The organism is Nostoc mirabile CHAB5784 (genome assembly GCF_020829645.1).
GTDB classification, from domain to species: domain Bacteria; phylum Cyanobacteriota; class Cyanobacteriia; order Cyanobacteriales; family Nostocaceae; genus Nostoc; species Nostoc mirabile.
Map to the genome: position 1 here is coordinate 19032 of NZ_JAIVFS010000027.1, position 16100 is coordinate 35131.

At 42.7% G+C, this 16100-nt stretch carries 15 protein-coding genes and 2 tRNA genes; 6 read left to right on the top strand and 11 right to left on the bottom strand.

Features of this window, described 5'->3' with window-relative positions:
• Positions 1-27 precede the first annotated feature (27 nt).
• A tRNA-Arg gene (locus LC653_RS18580) sits at positions 28-101 on the top strand.
• A gap of 38 nt (positions 102-139) precedes the next feature.
• On the opposite strand, the gene LC653_RS18585 is transcribed toward LC653_RS18580, so the two are convergent.
• From LC653_RS18585 to LC653_RS18595, 3 genes are all read right to left on the bottom strand, one after another.
• Positions 140-1393 (bottom strand): MFS transporter, encoded by a 1254-nt coding sequence (locus LC653_RS18585; protein ID WP_229496007.1) that lies wholly within the window; start codon positions 1391-1393, stop codon positions 140-142.
• A gap of 132 nt (positions 1394-1525) precedes the next feature.
• Positions 1526-2539: a glycosyltransferase family 2 protein gene (locus LC653_RS18590; RefSeq protein ID WP_229496008.1), complete on the bottom strand. Its 1014-nt coding sequence runs from the start codon at positions 2537-2539 to the stop codon at positions 1526-1528.
• A gap of 14 nt (positions 2540-2553) precedes the next feature.
• On the bottom strand, positions 2554-3258 hold the full coding sequence (locus LC653_RS18595; protein ID WP_229496009.1) for a C40 family peptidase: 705 nt from the start codon (positions 3256-3258) through the stop codon (positions 2554-2556).
• 9 nt (positions 3259-3267) lie between these two features.
• Between LC653_RS18595 and LC653_RS18600 the strand changes: the two genes are divergently transcribed.
• A complete protein-coding gene (locus LC653_RS18600; RefSeq protein WP_229496010.1) occupies positions 3268-4200 on the top strand; it encodes a serine hydrolase in 933 nt (310 codons plus the stop codon).
• A gap of 560 nt (positions 4201-4760) precedes the next feature.
• On the opposite strand, the gene LC653_RS18605 is transcribed toward LC653_RS18600, so the two are convergent.
• Positions 4761-6401, bottom strand: coding sequence for a metallophosphoesterase family protein (locus LC653_RS18605; RefSeq protein ID WP_229496011.1), 1641 nt, complete (start codon positions 6399-6401; stop codon positions 4761-4763).
• 624 nt (positions 6402-7025) lie between these two features.
• Between LC653_RS18605 and LC653_RS18610 the strand changes: the two genes are divergently transcribed.
• Positions 7026-7772 carry a hypothetical protein gene (locus LC653_RS18610; RefSeq protein ID WP_229496012.1) on the top strand — a complete coding sequence of 249 codons (747 nt, stop codon included), beginning with the start codon at positions 7026-7028 and terminating at the stop codon, positions 7770-7772.
• Here LC653_RS18610 and LC653_RS18615 read toward each other — a convergent pair.
• On the bottom strand, positions 7752-8045 hold the full coding sequence (locus tag LC653_RS18615; RefSeq protein WP_229496014.1) for a hypothetical protein: 294 nt from the start codon (positions 8043-8045) through the stop codon (positions 7752-7754). The two genes, LC653_RS18610 and LC653_RS18615, sit on opposite strands and share 21 nt — an antisense overlap.
• Positions 8046-8220: 175 nt before the next feature.
• Here LC653_RS18615 and LC653_RS18620 point away from each other — a divergent pair, with 175 nt between their 5' ends.
• Positions 8221-8715 carry a hypothetical protein gene (locus tag LC653_RS18620; protein ID WP_229496016.1) on the top strand — a complete coding sequence of 165 codons (495 nt, stop codon included), beginning with the start codon at positions 8221-8223 and terminating at the stop codon, positions 8713-8715.
• A gap of 91 nt (positions 8716-8806) precedes the next feature.
• On the opposite strand, the gene LC653_RS18625 is transcribed toward LC653_RS18620, so the two are convergent.
• The 4 genes from LC653_RS18625 to LC653_RS18640 all read right to left on the bottom strand — a co-directional run bounded on the left by LC653_RS18625 (position 8807) and on the right by LC653_RS18640 (position 10489).
• A tRNA-Pro gene (locus LC653_RS18625) sits at positions 8807-8880 on the bottom strand.
• A gap of 50 nt (positions 8881-8930) precedes the next feature.
• On the bottom strand, positions 8931-9296 hold the full coding sequence (locus LC653_RS18630; protein ID WP_229496018.1) for a DUF1818 family protein: 366 nt from the start codon (positions 9294-9296) through the stop codon (positions 8931-8933).
• Positions 9297-9376: 80 nt separating this feature from the next.
• Positions 9377-9919, bottom strand: coding sequence for a hypothetical protein (locus LC653_RS18635; protein ID WP_229496107.1), 543 nt, complete (start codon positions 9917-9919; stop codon positions 9377-9379).
• 333 nt (positions 9920-10252) lie between these two features.
• A complete protein-coding gene (locus tag LC653_RS18640; RefSeq protein ID WP_100900204.1) occupies positions 10253-10489 on the bottom strand; it encodes a DNA-directed RNA polymerase subunit omega in 237 nt (78 codons plus the stop codon).
• Between the two features lie 157 nt (positions 10490-10646).
• Between LC653_RS18640 and LC653_RS18645 the strand changes: the two genes are divergently transcribed.
• Complete coding sequence (locus LC653_RS18645; protein ID WP_229496020.1) at positions 10647-11066, top strand: fasciclin domain-containing protein; 420 nt, start codon at positions 10647-10649, stop codon at positions 11064-11066.
• A gap of 348 nt (positions 11067-11414) precedes the next feature.
• Here the strand turns inward: LC653_RS18645 and LC653_RS18650 are convergent, their stop codons facing one another.
• A complete protein-coding gene (locus LC653_RS18650; RefSeq protein WP_229496022.1) occupies positions 11415-12881 on the bottom strand; it encodes a glycoside hydrolase family 13 protein in 1467 nt (488 codons plus the stop codon).
• Positions 12882-13204: 323 nt separating this feature from the next.
• Positions 13205-13750, bottom strand: coding sequence for a hypothetical protein (locus LC653_RS18655; RefSeq protein ID WP_229496024.1), 546 nt, complete (start codon positions 13748-13750; stop codon positions 13205-13207).
• A 353-nt stretch (positions 13751-14103) separates the two neighbouring features.
• Here LC653_RS18655 and LC653_RS18660 point away from each other — a divergent pair, with 353 nt between their 5' ends.
• Positions 14104-15831, top strand: a complete 1728-nt coding sequence (locus tag LC653_RS18660) for a S8 family peptidase (protein WP_229496026.1) — start codon at positions 14104-14106, stop codon at positions 15829-15831.
• Positions 15832-16100 lie beyond the last annotated feature (269 nt).

Here is a 16100-nt window from a genome sequence, read left to right on the forward strand (position 1 = left end):
GAACGTGTTAATATAGATTGTCGGTGAGGGCGTGTAGCTCAGTGGACTAGAGCACGTGGCTACGGACCACGGTGTCGGGGGTTCGAATCCCTCCTCGCCCGTTTTTAAAAGTTAAGAGTTGAAAGTTAGGAGTGAGGAGTTAAAGTTCCTCGCTCCTAACTTTTAGGTTGTTCAAGGCGTAAGCATCTGGAGCTAGACCTAGTGCAAAGCGCAGGGAGTTGGATAGGTTTTTGCTCGACTGGGTGAGGAAAAGAATAAGTGCAACAGAAGTGATCACAGCACCGTAGCCAAACATATCGCGGTAGCCTACAAGTTCTGCGATGATACCCAGAAGAGGAGCAGCGATCGCAATTCCCAGGTCAAGTCCAGCTATACATATAGCAAAAATTTGACCCCGTTCTTGTGGCAGTGAGCGGTCTGCCATCATCGTGACCATCATGGAGATGAGTGTACCACCACCAGCACCTTCAGCGATCGCAGCCAGTAAGAAAAACATCGCGCTGTGAGCCTGCCACAGCAGTATTAACGCTAAAACGTAGCAAAAAATACCAAAGGTGATAAACAAACCACGACCAAAGCGATCGCTTGCCTTACCAGCAAAGACTCTGATACTAAAACTAGAAATTGCCGCAACTGTAAAAAACAGTCCGCCATTGAAGTCTACATCAGTGGATTTGAGGAATAACGACACAAAAGTATGTACAGCACCGAGGGACAAACCAACCAACAACATAACTATCGTTGGAACTCTCACCCGTGGACTGACCAAAATTTGCCAAAAGTTGTGATCGTTTTCTTCAGTTTGCTGTTGTGTCTGTACTGGCGGATTCGTGACTTGTACAATCTCCAAGAGAGCGACAAAACCCAATTCGGCACAGAAGAGAAATAATATCCCGTAACTACTTGTAGCTTCCAAATACCCACCCAAGGCAGGGCCAATTGCTAAACCAAGGGGAGTTGCTAGGGTCATGTAACCAATGATTTCGCCACGAGTTTTAGTGGGAGCTAAATCTGCGACTAAGGCACTGTAGCCAGTGGTAAAAGCGGCAACACTAATCCCGTGAAAAATCCGCACCAGGATTAATAACCCAAGAGATTGAGTTGCTAAGTAACCGAAGGGTGCGATCGCAGCTACTATCGTACCAATCAATAAGGTAATTTTTCGACCACGTTCATCGGCTAACCGTCCCAGCATCGGGCGAGATAGCAATAACCCAATAGCGAAACTGCCCATCACAATCCCAATTTCTTGCTTGCTTGCGCCCACATCATCGATGTAAAGCGGTAGGGTTGGTAAGAGCGAAGACATGCTCGACCAGAATAATAAACCTGCCGTAAATAAAATCAGCAGGTTCCGTCGCAGTTCGGTATCAAAGGTATTAAATGCTTTCAAGGTAGATGCTATTTAATGAGTTTTGTGTCATTTGTCATTTGTCCTTTGTCCTTTGTCTAGAGTCAACCAATATTTACCCTTAACTATTTACTAATGACTAATGACCAATGACCAATGACTACCATTGTTACGTTACTTAACCTTTTTTGCTACCACCTCTCGCACGCGATAGATAGGGCGTCCTTGGGATTCATGGTATGTACGCATGAGCAATTCTGCTAAAAGACCGAAGCAAAACAACTGCACTCCAGTTACCAGTAGGAGCACTGCCAAAATTAGCAAAGGGCGATTGCCAATCATCTCACCTAAAGCCAATTTGACGAAAGTCAAGTAAATTCCGATCGCAGTTCCCGAAACCATTGAAATCAAGCCCAACAGCCCAAAAACGTGCATTGGGCGGGTGAGGAATTTTTTCATAAACAGGATGGTTAACAAATCCATCAACACGCGGAATGTCCGCCAAATCCCATATTTACTGCGACCAAAGCGACGGGCGTGATGACGCACTGGTACTTCAGTAATTCTAGCTCCTTCGATGTACGCCAAAGTGGGTAAAAATCGGTGTAATTCTCCGTAGAGGTTCATATCTGCTAGCAGTTCTGCACGATAGGCTTTCAGCGAACAGCCATAGTCATGAATATTTACGCTAGTAGTATGACGAATTAGCCAATTGGCTATTTTGGAAGGAAGTAACCGATTTACAGCACCATCTTGGCGTTTTTGCCGCCAACCACTCACCAAATCGTAACCCTCATCCAGCTTTGCTAATAACATGGGGATATCAGCCGGATCATTCTGGAGATCAGCATCTAAAGTGACGATCGCTTTACCGACTGCATAATAAAATCCAGCAGCCATCGCCGCAGTTTGCCCGTAGTTACGACGCAAAATCACCGCCTTTAAATTAGTGCGGATTTGCGCCTGTTCTTTAAGAAAATCCCCGGAACCATCTGTAGAACCATCATCCACACAAATGATTTCATAATTTATTTGACGAGAGGATAAAGTAGATGCGATCGCTTCTAGTAAAAGCGGCAAACTTTCCACCTCGTCATGTATCGGCAGCACCACCGAAACATCTGGGACAATAGCTGAAATCGCCCCATTCTCTTCACTCAACCCTTGATAAACCTTCCCACTCCTCATAAGCCTCAGCGCCCTCAGCGTCTCCGTGGTTCGTAACTCTTGATAACTCTACCAGCACCTCGCACCTGCTGATAGTACGACTGACTAACAGCATCTCGCTGTTCCGAGAGAATATCAATTCCAATCCCATCCCGTCCCTGATCTTTCCCAGAACTATGGATGTAATAACCATCCGCCAAATAAAGCCCGACATGGGTTGCTTTTTGGCTAGTTCCAAAAAATACCAGATCCCCGGCTACTAATTCTGCAATAGTAATTGGTTGAGTGAATCCTTCCTGTTGATAGGCATCTCTAGGTAGCCAAATACCCACCGAAGCAAACGCCGCCTGCATCAACCCAGAACAGTCATAATTTGGCCCAACCGTACCACCCCAAAGGTAATAATTGGATTGTTGCATCGCTTTTTGGGTAAAGGCGATAATCTCCGCTAGCAGTTTTTGAATCTCAGATTCAGAAAATGTTGCAGCTTGATAAGGTACAGTAGCAGATTGTAATGAATCAAAATCTGAAAGGGATACCCATCCGGGATAGTCATCTTCACACAAATACACCTCAACCGCTAAATTTTGATGATTTGATGTTACCCACAAATGCCGCCCAGATGCGGCTTGAGTTGCCAAGCGTGTACATTCAGGAGAATCATATAAATTTAGGTTAGCTAAACACTGATACTCCCCTGATTTTAGATTTGGGATTTGGGATTTTAGATTAAAGGACATTATTCGAGAATGATTTTTTTTAATAAAGACGAACAACTCGAAAATCATGGGTTAGGCATTTTAGATGCAACTTGGGCAGCATTTCCGACGTTAGCCCGTAACCAAATTGCATTGACTTGGGTTGTTTACGATCCACCAGTGCTAGTAAATACTGGTGGTGCGCTGACTCCCAACGCTTTTTGGGATCATCCAGTCCGTGGTTTTACTTATCGTGGTGTTGAGCGGATTTATCCCGCCAGTGTAGTCAAGCTATTTTACCTGGTGGCGGTAAATGAATGGCTAGAAAAAGGCATGACTCAAACTTCCAAAGAGTTGGAGCGAGCCTTGCGGGATATGATTATAGATTCTAGTAATGATGCTACCAGCTTGGTTGTGGATATTCTCAGTGGTACCACATCAGGGCCAGAATTACCAACTGGGCCCTTTGAAACCTGGAAATATCAGCGTAATATTGTTAACCGCTATTACCAATCTTTGGGTTGGGAAGAAATGGAGACAATTAACGTCTGTCAAAAAACTTGGGGTGATGGCCCTTATGGACGAGAACGGGCGTTTGTGGGAGAGTTACTGGAAAATCGCAATATGTTGACCACAAATGCGATCGCCAGGTTACTGCATAGTATTGTAGGTGGGGTGGCGGTTTCAAGTGTGCGATCGCAAGCAATGATGGCTTTACTCAAACGTCCTCTCAACGATTTACCCACTGACACCGAGGAAAATCAGGTAACCGGTTTTTTAGGTGGTGGACTGACTGAAAATGCTCAAATTTGGTCAAAAGCAGGTTGGACAAGTCAAGTTCGCCATGATGCCGCGTATATTGAGTTACCAGAGCAGCGCCCTTACCTTTTAGTGGTATTTACTGAAGGTAAAGCGCAAGCTAAGAGTCAGGCAATTTTGCCCTTTGTTTCTAAGCTAGTTGCCGAAGCGATCGCTAGTCTATGATCTTAGGACTTACGCAGAAGATATCCCCCCTTTTTTTACAGTATCGCACTCACCCGACATCCCGCCCAGAACTTCAGTTCTGGGCTAACAGCTAAAGTCCACTAAGCGTGGACTGAAATTCTCCATTTTAGACATGATAGCCATCTACATGGCTGAAAATTTTGTATTTAGTCCTCTTGAGAGGAATGCAAGCTATTAGCCTTGGAATTTATTCCGAGGCAGGAATGGCAACCAAGCCCAAGATTTAACAAATGATGGTAATCTAATGACAAGCCTTTTTAAGGGGGAGTGCGCGAAGCGCACGCTACGCGAACGAGGTTTCAGGTTTTCAATTATGATAGTCATCTACATGGCTGAAAATTTTGTATTTAGTCCTCTTGAGAGGAATGCAAGCTATTAGCCTTGGAATTTATTCCGAGGCGGGAATAGTAACCAAGCCCAAGATTTAACAAATGAGAGTAATGTAATGACAAGCCTTTTTAAGGGGGAATGCGCTTCGCGCACGCTACGCAAACGAGGTTTCAGGTTTTCAATGCGTAACCTAGATTTCTCTTATGACACTATTTCAACTTAAATTCATCAAACTTCAATACTTCCGAATCAGGCTTGCGAGTATCAAAACGATAACTACTTATCGTACCCGTCCCCGTGTCAAAGATACTAAAAACCGTAATATCATTACTCGAAATATAAGGCATCGGCTTTCCATCTTCACCCAACAAGGGGGAAATTGTTGGCACTATCGGTTCTAACCCATTAGGATCACCAAGCTTAACATAATCCTCTTGATATCCAATTGGCACTTCTCGCTTTCTATCACCCCAAGCAGCGCCGTAAGTATTGCCCACATTAGATGTTTCTAGAAAGTGCATTCCACTCTGACTAACAAAGCGGTTCCACAAATGGGAATGCCCATAGAATACCAATTGCACATCAGCCGCTTCAAGTATTGGGACAACATCGCGGATAATATAATCTGCGTCTTTTGGGTACTCATAACGCACTGCTTTGATATTATTATCATCCCGTTCAATTATTTGAACTGGTTCTGTATAAGCAGGAACTATATTATCACCCAGAGTATGGGGCGGATGATGGAACATCACAACTTTGTATTTTGCTTGTTGAAACTCAGGACTGTTGAGTTCTGCCTCTAACCAATTATACTGCTTGCTACCTTTAGCAATTGGCTCATAAATCAGCTGTCCATAACCCCAATCTTCAGGATTATTTAAATCCTTTTCGGCTTCTCGATATCTACCCCTATGCTTTCCATTTAAACTGGGAGTCCGCCACATATTCGTAGCGTAGAGTACCACCAAACGCACATCACCAAAGCTGACTGCATAATATCTTTTTCCACCCTCTCTACTTTTTGGTAAAGAGAAAATCTCTTCGTAGGTATTAGTATTAAAAGAATTATCTATTAAAGATTTGTCCCGGTAGATTTTTTGAGCGACGGCACGGGGAATTGTATCATCAAATTCATCATTTAAACTTCCCCTCCTGGCAAATCGCCCCATCACCTCATGATTGCCAATGCAAGTAAACATGGGTGCATGTTGAATTATTTGTCCACCAGTATAGGTTGTTTTAACACCGTCGTGCGTCATGTCATATTTAGCACGACCTTGTAAACCGGGAAATAACGCACCACCACTATTATCATCAAACCATTCTGAGGCGCGATCGCTAACATTTACCAAATCACCGGCAAACCACACTCCATCAACCCGTCCAACTGTTTCTACCACCTTTTGCAGATTTGCTGCCGTCATCGGCTTTAATTGATGGTCAGAGGTGAGTAAAATTTTTAGTGGTGTATCCGGTTTTGGAGTAGCTGCGAGGCTAAAAATATCACTGCTAACAGTTTCGCCGTCTTCTCGCACACTCGTAATGCGATAGTTTACCCGCAAACCAAGAGTTAACCCAATCACCTCAGCCTCATGCCGCCAAATGTCGCGTTGGACGGGTTTTTGATAAACTTGTTCGTCTTTGATTTGGTTTGCAACTCTTGAGTGTTGGTCTTCACGAGTGCGAGTGAGTTTGGTAGTATTTGCCTTAGCAGTTTGTTTGAGATTTTCACCGTAGGTTACTGTATGATTAACACCAGCAAACTCAGTAAACCAAACTACTCGCACTGAGGTTTCAGTTGGCAGTTGTAAAAATGGGTCGGTGAGCAATTGGGGTGCTGATGTCATAATTCTTTGCCCAAATGAACGCACACTTAACAGAGTAAAGCATATAACAAGCACAAGCATAGCCACCGAGAAAATTTTACGGTTGCGTAAGTGTCTGAGCATGAGTAACATACCAAATTTTTTAGGGTATTCACCGACTGAACGCAATTTTATTATTACTCCTTTCTGCCTACAAGCTTACCTATAGCGTTTCTCGTATATGCAATACACCCTAACCTCTCTCCTTTTAAGAAAGAAGCTTTGAATATTACCCCCCTTAATCCCCCCGATATATTGGGGGGAAACAGAAAATTTAGTTCCCTCCCCTTGATAAGGGGAGGGTTAGGGTGGGGTAAATCTTAGTTAATCCAGTGTATTTACTGAACAAAATAACATCCAGGTAAATTAAATTTATATAATTTGTAGCTTTGTGGAAACATCCTACTTCTATAAATATCTCATTACAGATTAATTCTTTTTAATTTAGAGGTATAGAACAATTTAAACGCAGCAGATATTTATCTGAGTTGCGGCAATTTTTCATATCTTAAAAACTTTAGAAATGCTGCGAGGTGTAAGCCTCGTAGTCAGAGTTTACTGCGCGGTTTTTGGTAAAAATACACATCTGCTAAAAGTCTTATATTTATGCCTGTATTAGAACTGCAAGAGTCTATATTAAATTTACTCCAAAACCTGAAAAGTCTTGATGCACTCAAAAAATTGTTTTGGAGTCAATTGAACTACGAACGAGTAAATAAAGAACTTTCTCGTCGAAAATTGACTGATGTAGTTGCTAATGAACTGATAGATGAACCCTTGTTATTAGCGTCTGGTGGTGCTAATAATGCTTTTCATATTATTTATGCGCGTTTGAGTTCAGAAGAGTTGTCAAGACAAGGTGAAAGAAGAGTCGTTGATTATCTTTTGAAGGAACATCCTTATGCACTATTTGTATTTTCTAATAAATTGCGATCGCAGTGGCACTTTATTAATGTCAAATATGACAACACCCTGCAAAAACGAAAGCTGTTCCGCCGGATTACCGTTGGAGAAGGTGAACAATTACGCACAGCCACAGAAAGAATCAGTCTGTTGGATTTGGAAAATATTCATCCAAACGCATCACCCTTAGATATTCAGACACGACATGATGAGGCGTTTGATGTTGAAGCTGTCACCCAAGAGTTTTTTAAAGAGTATCGTAAAACCTTTGAGAAAGTTGAAGGATTAATTGAGTGGAACACAGAGAAGGAACGTAAACGGTTATTTACTCAAAAATTATTTAACCGTCTAATGTTCATTGGATTTATCCAGAAAAAAGGTTGGTTAAAATTCCAAGGAAGCATAGATTATCTATCAGCTTTAGCAAAATTATTTTTTCCCAGATTCTAGATATTTCAAAATTCTCTGATTTTCTAGGGTTAACTCTCTTATATCTGCCGTATTATCATCAATTCTTCTTTGATTATCAATCATTTGGCGTTGTGTATTAACCATTTGCCGTTGCATCTCATCTAGCCTCGGTAAAATGCTACTAGATAAATCAGTCAATGCTTGAATTGCTTTGGCGTTAGATTGAATGAGTTGATTCGATTGCTCTGTCAATGCTTGAATTGCTTTAGCGTTAGATTCAACCAGTTTTTCTATACCTTCTGAATCGCTCATAATTTTATTCAACTACTAGTTATAGAACTTATGCCTATACATGATATTATAGATAATCGCAATCAAAAATTAGTAGACCAAATCAACTGCATTCTCGACTCATCAGCAGCAGCCCATTTTGCGGTAGGTTACTTCTTCCTTTCTAGCTCGACCTGAAATCAAAGGCTATCAGCAGTTGTTTTTATTAGACGATAAGGGAAATATAGTTTCTAGGGATATCCCCCGCATTTTGGGTGCAATTAAAGCTGATTCTACTACTCCTACCTTAAGAGTTAGCAAAGAGCATAACTCTGCTGTGATGCGTGTCAAATCTCAATTTGCAGAAGAAGTGAAGCATCGCCAAGCAGAACGGGAATTTAATCAGCGTTTGACTCAAGGACAACTGTATATTCTCCGTGAACTGAGAATATTTTTTAAATTAATTACTGACGAAGAAGTAAAAGGTGAAGTTAATATTCTAGAAAAGGCGTTTCGTAGTTCTATAACTCAAGTAATTAACCGAGAGTTAAATATACTGCGACGTAATGGTTTCGTCGGTCAGGAATTGTTTAATCAATTGGTGCAAATTTACCGGCAACATAATATGCACGAATGGCTGAATAATAATAATAGTTTACCTGCAATGTCTGTGCCAATTCCAATTATTATTTGTAGTGAAGTTTTGGAATGATTTTGTGCTAAGGATTTGTTATCGTCTCGCAGACCTGATTGAAAAACCTGCCAATCTTTTGAAAAGACTAGCAGGCATGGCTTATCATCAATCGGAGCGGCGGGATTCGAACCCACGACCTCCACTACCCCAAAGTGGCGCGCTACCAAGCTGCGCTACGCCCCGGTCAGAATTACTATCATACAGCAAAACTCTAGGATAAGCAAGAGGCTAATTTAAAAAACCTTAAGCATCCCAGTCGCTTGCAGTAAATCAGGAACAGCAGAAGCATCCCATTTACCTTCTACACATCGCCCTGTATTCAAGATGAAGCGCAGACTGTAAGCATGAGGATAGCCTTCTACCTCCATCCATAATAAATCGCTTTCGGCTTCACAAGCAATTTTTTCCTCTTCCATTAATTCTGTTGCGAGTTGTTTCATGGTGTCTGCTAGCTGTGCTAGTAGACGGCAAAAATCATTCAACTCGGCTTCGGTTAACTCAATTGCCCAATCATCTGTACCGATTAAAGCTTTAAATTCTGGTGCATCGGGGTTCTGGCCTATACGCCAGCCAAATCCAGTTTTTACAAGGCGTTCCATAGCTTAGTTTTTTAAACGCAGAGGGACGCTGAGGTTTAACGCAGAGGAACGCAAAGGAAGATTTTGGACTCTGGGTTTGGTCATTTCAGTAGTTCGGCACCTCCTCGTTGGGGTGGCTGTGGGGTGGTTGATGTGTTAGGGCTGGGTGTGGTGTTGGGGGTGGGAGATTGGGTATTTTGGGTAGGGTTAAATATATTGACTAAGACTTGGACTAGGGCATTTCGTTGGCTGCGGGTGAGACGAGTAACGGCTTTGCGATCGCCTTCCATCGGATTTTCCCGTAGTGTATCATTGCCTGGATAGGGAGTATCATACATAATTTCGTTCGCACCCAGGTAATCAGCTAAAGTCAGCTTCCAATCTAAGCGATAAATTGGGGCCCGCCCTTTGGTATAAATGTGATATCTAATCAGGCGACTTACTAAGGTGTTGTTTTCGGCAACTTGACCATCTTCTTTGCTAATATACTTATTTTCTCGTGGTAAAGAAGGCAATTGCTGATATACTAGCTGCCAAACATCGCTAGGTGTGATTCTCTGAGCATCAGCAGGTTGAATACTAAATAAAGTTGTATATATCGATTTGCTCGCCCCTGAACCCAAAACAATTACACCTACTATCATTAAGGTAAGCAGTATTGCTGTTAGCGTTAGCGGGGCGTTTAGCCCGTACTGAGTTTTGAGTTTTGAGAAAATTGATTTAAACAGAAATTTTTTCTTTTTCATAGAACGGTATAGCGGTTCTTAGTTGAGTAGGTACAAGAACCCCACCCCCAACCCCCTCCCCGCAAGCGATGAGGGGGCTATGATCTACCTCATTTGATTAGGAAAAGCTATATTTTAGGCGTTGCTGAGTGAAAATATGAATCTGCCTTATTCAGAACTCAGAACTCAGAACTCCTGTACAGACGCGATTAATCGCGTCTCTACTCCTAACTCAGCACTCAGCACTCAATCTTATAGTTCGCCAATAATTTCTGGCTGAGTCAATTCATCAGACATTTCGATAATTGCCCTTAACACTGGCTTCATCATCGCATCTTCGTTATTTTCAAAGTCTTCATAACGCCGACGTTTAGCACGATTTGCCACCTGAACCGTAATGCGGTAACGATTTGAGGCTGCACTAATCAGCTCCTCAGAACGGTGCATAATCTGAGATTGAGTTGTCTCGAACTTAGAACGCTTTAGCATAATCAGTGGTTCTTGGGGTTATTCCCCAGTGTAGCAGTACCGATAAATCTGCTGCTGTGTATTTAATCGCAAGCAACCTCTCTCTTGATAGAGGTTGAGAGTGTTTTAGTCAATATAAGTTACTTATAATATTACCTGACTAAAGTCACACACCCTTATGGCTGACCTTGTGGAAACTGCTATCAACGCGGGAAATTTCAATAACCTGGTGAAGGCTGCTGAAGCTGCAAATTTCATAGAAACTTTAAAAAGTCCTGGTTCTTTCACGCTATTTGCACCAACTGACGAAGCTTTTGCCAATCTGCCAGAGGGAACTTTAGACTCGCTACTACAAGATATCCCCAAGCTTCAGAAAATTGTTGCATATCATATCGCTAGTGGGGATGTTAGGTCTGATGATTTGGTACAGATTAATGAGGCAGAGACGCTTGAAGGGTCAATTGTCGCCATTGAATCTGCCAACGGTAAATTTAAGGTTAATAACGCCAATGTCATCAAAACGGACATTTTGACAGACAATGGCGTGATCCATATTATTGATGCGGTGTTAATGCCTGCAATGGTTGCGGGGAAATAAGGGCATTGGGCATGGGGCATTGAGCATTGGTTATTCTCCTTGTCCTCAGGGCTATTTGGTTCTAGACAGAAACCGCCTAGAACTGAAGTTCTTTGGCTTTTAGCTAAAGTCCGTTAAAACGGACTATAACCCAATACAGTTCAGTTAAGCATTTTTTCCTTCTCTCTGTGTTCTCTGCGCCTAATAAGGTTCATTAAAAAAATTGATTTCACAAAGGGTTTTAGCCTTAACCCAAGCGTATTGGACTATAACCTTTTCTCAGTCGTCTTTAGACGACTTTGGCTATTAGACTCAGAATTCATTCTGAGGCGGACTAGATGAGAATAAAATAGCCCTGCCCTTGTCCCCTCAATTCCCTACTCCCAGAATGCAGCCACTGCGTGCGGGAATAGTCAACGTCAATTGGTGAGTTTCTCCTTCACTATTCCACTCAACTTCAGCAGTACCATATAACAGTTTGTTGGGTTGAGTACGCAAACTGACTACATCTGCATTGGCTGTTACCGAACTTGTGCCAGCGTTGACGGCAATTATCAATTCCTCTGTCCCTAAAGTTCGCGCAAAGATATAAATTTGTCCTTGAGCATGGAGGACTTGGTAATCACCTGTACGCAAGGCTGGGTATGTGTGGCGCAGGGCAATTAATTGACGATGAGTATTGAAAATTTCTTGATTCCAGTTACTCTCTAAAGGAAAACTACGGCGTGAGTCTGGATCTATTGCACCAGGTAAACCAACTTCATCACCATAGTAAATGCTGGGCGCACCGGGAAAGGTGAGTAGCAGTAAAGTTGATAATTCTATACTACCTATATCACCGCCTGCAATAGTCATCAATCGGGCTGTATCGTGACTTGCTAACAAATTGAGTTGAGTTAGCTGAATTTCCCAAGGGTAAAGTTGCAGTACTTCTTGAATTTTGGTGGCGTACTCGGTGGCAAATAAGGGTGGGTAGGGTTGATAGTCGCGGCTTTGGACTTGTTCTAAGACTACGCGATCGCCTGCTGCAAAGGCAATTGTCGGCCCAGCAAATAGATAATTCATCACCCCATCAAATTGCGTTCCATCCAACCACTCGCGGGAATCTCCCCACACTTCGCCGACAATGTAAGCTTCGGGATTGACTGCCTTGACGCGATCGCGGAATTCCTGCCAAAATCCAGGAGTTTTTATTTCAAATGGTACATCTAATCGCCAACCGTCGATGCCGAATTTTATCCAATATTCGGCAATTTCCATAATGTATTCTCGCACTTCTGGATTGTCGTGGTTAAATTCTGGTAAAGCACGATTTCCTGCCCAACCCACGTAATTTGCAGGAAATTCCCCATTGTAGGGTGAAAGGGGCCAGCCTTCTATTTTGAACCAATTTACCCAAGGCGAATGGGGGCCATTCTCTAAAACGTCATGGAAGAAGAAAAAACCACGGCTGGAATGGTTAAACACGCCATCCAGAACAACTTTGATATTCCGTTGATGGGCTGCATCTAATAATTCCTTAAAAGCCTCGTTGCCCCCCAGCATCGGGTCAACTTCATAATAATCGTGGGTATGATAGCGATGATTGCTAGCGGATTGAAAAATGGGTGTGAAGTAAATCGCGTTAATCCCCAAATCCTGGATGTAGTCTAAACCCTCCATGATGCCCCATAAATCGCCGCCTTTATAACCCTGGAGTGTTGGCATAGAGTCCCAATCTTCCCAACGGGCTTCACGCAGCAGCCGTTTGCGGGGTTTTTTGCTTCTAGCAAAGCGGTCTGGAAAGATTTGGTAGAAAACCGCGTGTTTCACCCAGTCTGGTGTTTGAATTTGCATGAATAATTTTTTGTAGCTTCAGAAGCGATCGTTGCAAATATTAGCTTCTTTATGGCTCTTACTTATGATAGAGAATCTGTTATCTGTGAATATTCATTAGCGATTTCACCTTTCTGCTGCTATTTTATACGCAATAGGACTTACGCACACTTTCCGATTCTTCTCTACCAGATGCTACCCGAACGCGCAGGTTCTGTTGGCGCAGCCTCTTGTAGAGAAGCAAAGGCGGTTCGATAAATTAAGCGCAGTTGGCGATTTTTGCGTAAGTCCTATTTTTGCTAAATTGGGATGCTCCCTAGCAACGCCGGGTTAATCACAGAATATCAAATTTTGTCTGCAATAAAGATAGAAATTGCTTCTACCCTTATACTTTGCCCCCTCGTACCACAAAACTCGCCGTTTCTATACCAAGGTGTATCTCCTGTGCCCTGAAGATGTGCGGAGTAGTAAACATCATAATTTAGGATGGACAATCCCGTAAGTTCTATTGCAAATCCCTCTAATCGAAGGCTCTGGCCTTTAGTACCACAATACTGATTCAAAAATTTCCAGCTTGTGTCTCCTTGGTCTTGTATGTGTGCGAAGTATCGCAAACCCACATTTTGAGAACCAGGTGCAAGTCTAATTAAAAATCCTTCCAACCTTCTACTTTGCCCTGTTGTTCCACATAAAAGAGGTTGCTTAATAAAGTTCGTGTCGCCGAGATCCTGTAGATGAGCCGTATACTCAATAACAGCTTTTTTACTAGGCTCGGCTTCAGGATACTCGAGTATTCTTTGAGCGTAAGCTTTCTGAACAAGATTAGGTAATGCTAACCCAGTAAGGGCTAAACCACCTTTTATAAAAAAACCTCTACGAGGAATTTTCATACTCATAGTTCTCCAATCTTTTGTTTTGTAATCATTGACAGTAACGAAAGCTATGTACAGCTTTTAAACATCAACTAGTTATTTACTATACTGTTATTTGACATATTACGATTATTTTTCACAATCCTTAATTATCTGTTAATTTACCGTCGAGAGAGTGCTTTTAGACGCTCCTAGTAAAAGTCACCACGAGCGCGGTTACTCTTAAGAGTGCTAGTTAAAAGACCGCCCACTTTCAAAGCGGGTCATATACCAAGTGCTTCAGTACTGAGTATATTTTTACTTTACTGGGCACTGAGTACTCAGTACTCAGTTGGTTAACTACCTGCCTCCTAAGCTTATTTGAGGTAAAAATGAGACACGAAAAACTTTCTCCCGGATTACTTTTGGCATTTCAAGACTATCAAAGCGAAGGAGATCAAGCTTTAGTTACACACAAGCGATCGCTTGGCATCATTGCTCACAAAAGCCCAGTCAAGCCCACTAAAAGCGTCGTTTTTATCTACTGCGAACCTGATGCAGACTTGAGTTATCTATCACAATATAATATTGAAGTCAATCAAAACTCAGGGAGTGTGCGGACGGCTTTCTTACCGATAGAGAGTTTAGATGTCTTATCTGAAGAAGATATTATCCAACGCATTAAGCCATCACGCAAACTTCATTTGAGGATGGACACTGCACTAGGAACAGTCAAACTGCCGGAGTTCAAGAATCAAACCGGACTGACTGGTAAAGGAGTAATCATCGGCATTATAGACAGTGGTATTGATCCGAAACACCCCGCTTTTGCCGGACGAATTTTACACATTTGGGATCAAACACTGCCAGGGCCAGGAGTGACGGAAGGCCGCTATGGGGGTGAATTTACAGGAGCGCAACTGACAATTTCTCAGGATACTAGCGGTCATGGTACTCACGTTGCGGGAATTGCTGCCGGTGCCGATGCTAACTATGGCGGTGTCGCACCAGAGGCGGAATTAGTTGTTGTCAGGTCAGATTTACAGGATGCCCACATTGCTGATGGTGTGCGTTACATTTTCCGAATTGCTAGAGAGTTGGGACGCCCAGCAGTGGTAAATCTCAGCTTGGGTGGACACGCTGATGCCCATGATGGTAGCGATTCTTTATCCAAAGTTATTGACGCCGAAACTGGCCCAGGAAGAATTGTTTGCTGTGCTGCGGGTAACGAAGGGAACGCCAATATTCATGGTCAAGCGACAATACCCAGTGGACGCACTCGTGGTATGCGCTTTAATGTTCCTTTGAATCAAATAGGCATAGTTTGGTTAAACGCTTGGTATTCCAAAGACAGCGAATTGGAAGTGTCTGTGCGGAGTCCTAACGGTTTTGTCACCCCCTTCCAAAAAATAATTACTCAGGGTAATGCCGCACAAGATTACCAGTTACCAGATGCACGGGTGCAATTAGCGACACCAGCGCCAGATAAAGCCAACGGCGACCATAATTTCTTTGTGCAAATACGCGGTATTGGCCCCTCGCAAGTCATGGGAGGTATTTGGCAGCTGCGAGTCCGCAACTGTTCTTCAACTGACACATGTTTGAATGTGTGGACACTAGATGACAGTTCATCAGTGTTTTTCACAGGTAAAAGTGTGAAGGATGCGGTAAAAATTGGTTCGCCAGGAGCCGCCAGCAGTGCAATTACTGTTACCGCCTATACTACTAGAACCAAGTACACAGATATTGATGACCAAGTGCGAGAAATGGGCTTAGAATTGCATACTATTTCGGAGTTCAGTAGTGAAGGGCCACTACGGAATGATGGACAGAAGCCGGATGTAGCAGCACCAGGAGCAATGATTATTTCTACCCTTTCCGCCGATGCAAATTTTGACCGCTCATCGATGATTAATTCTAAGTTTGTGGTGCAGGCTGGTACGAGTATGGCGACACCCTTTGTTAGTGGATTAGTGGCACTGCTGTTGCAGCGAGATCCTAAACTTGATCCGGCTGCTGTGAAAGACTTGCTACGTAAAAATAGTGCAATTCCTGGAAAACCCCCAGGCACCTTTGATGAGAAATGGGGTTATGGAGTGATTAACGCTTTGAATCTGTAATTAGACTGAGAAAGGTAGATATTATTTCTGTACAAGGGTAGGCAATAAAAACCTATAAATTTGATAAGTTAGGGTAGACAGAAATTAAACCTCTTGCGAAAATCCTTGATCCGCCAGGGACTCAAGTCCCTCTCTTATAGCAAAAGTCCGTTTAAACGGACTAAAATTATTGTTATTAGTCGGTTTAAACCGACTTGAGCTATTAGCCCGAAAATAAATTTTCGGGCGGATGTTCGACTTTTGCAAGAGGTCTATTGTCTACCCTCTTT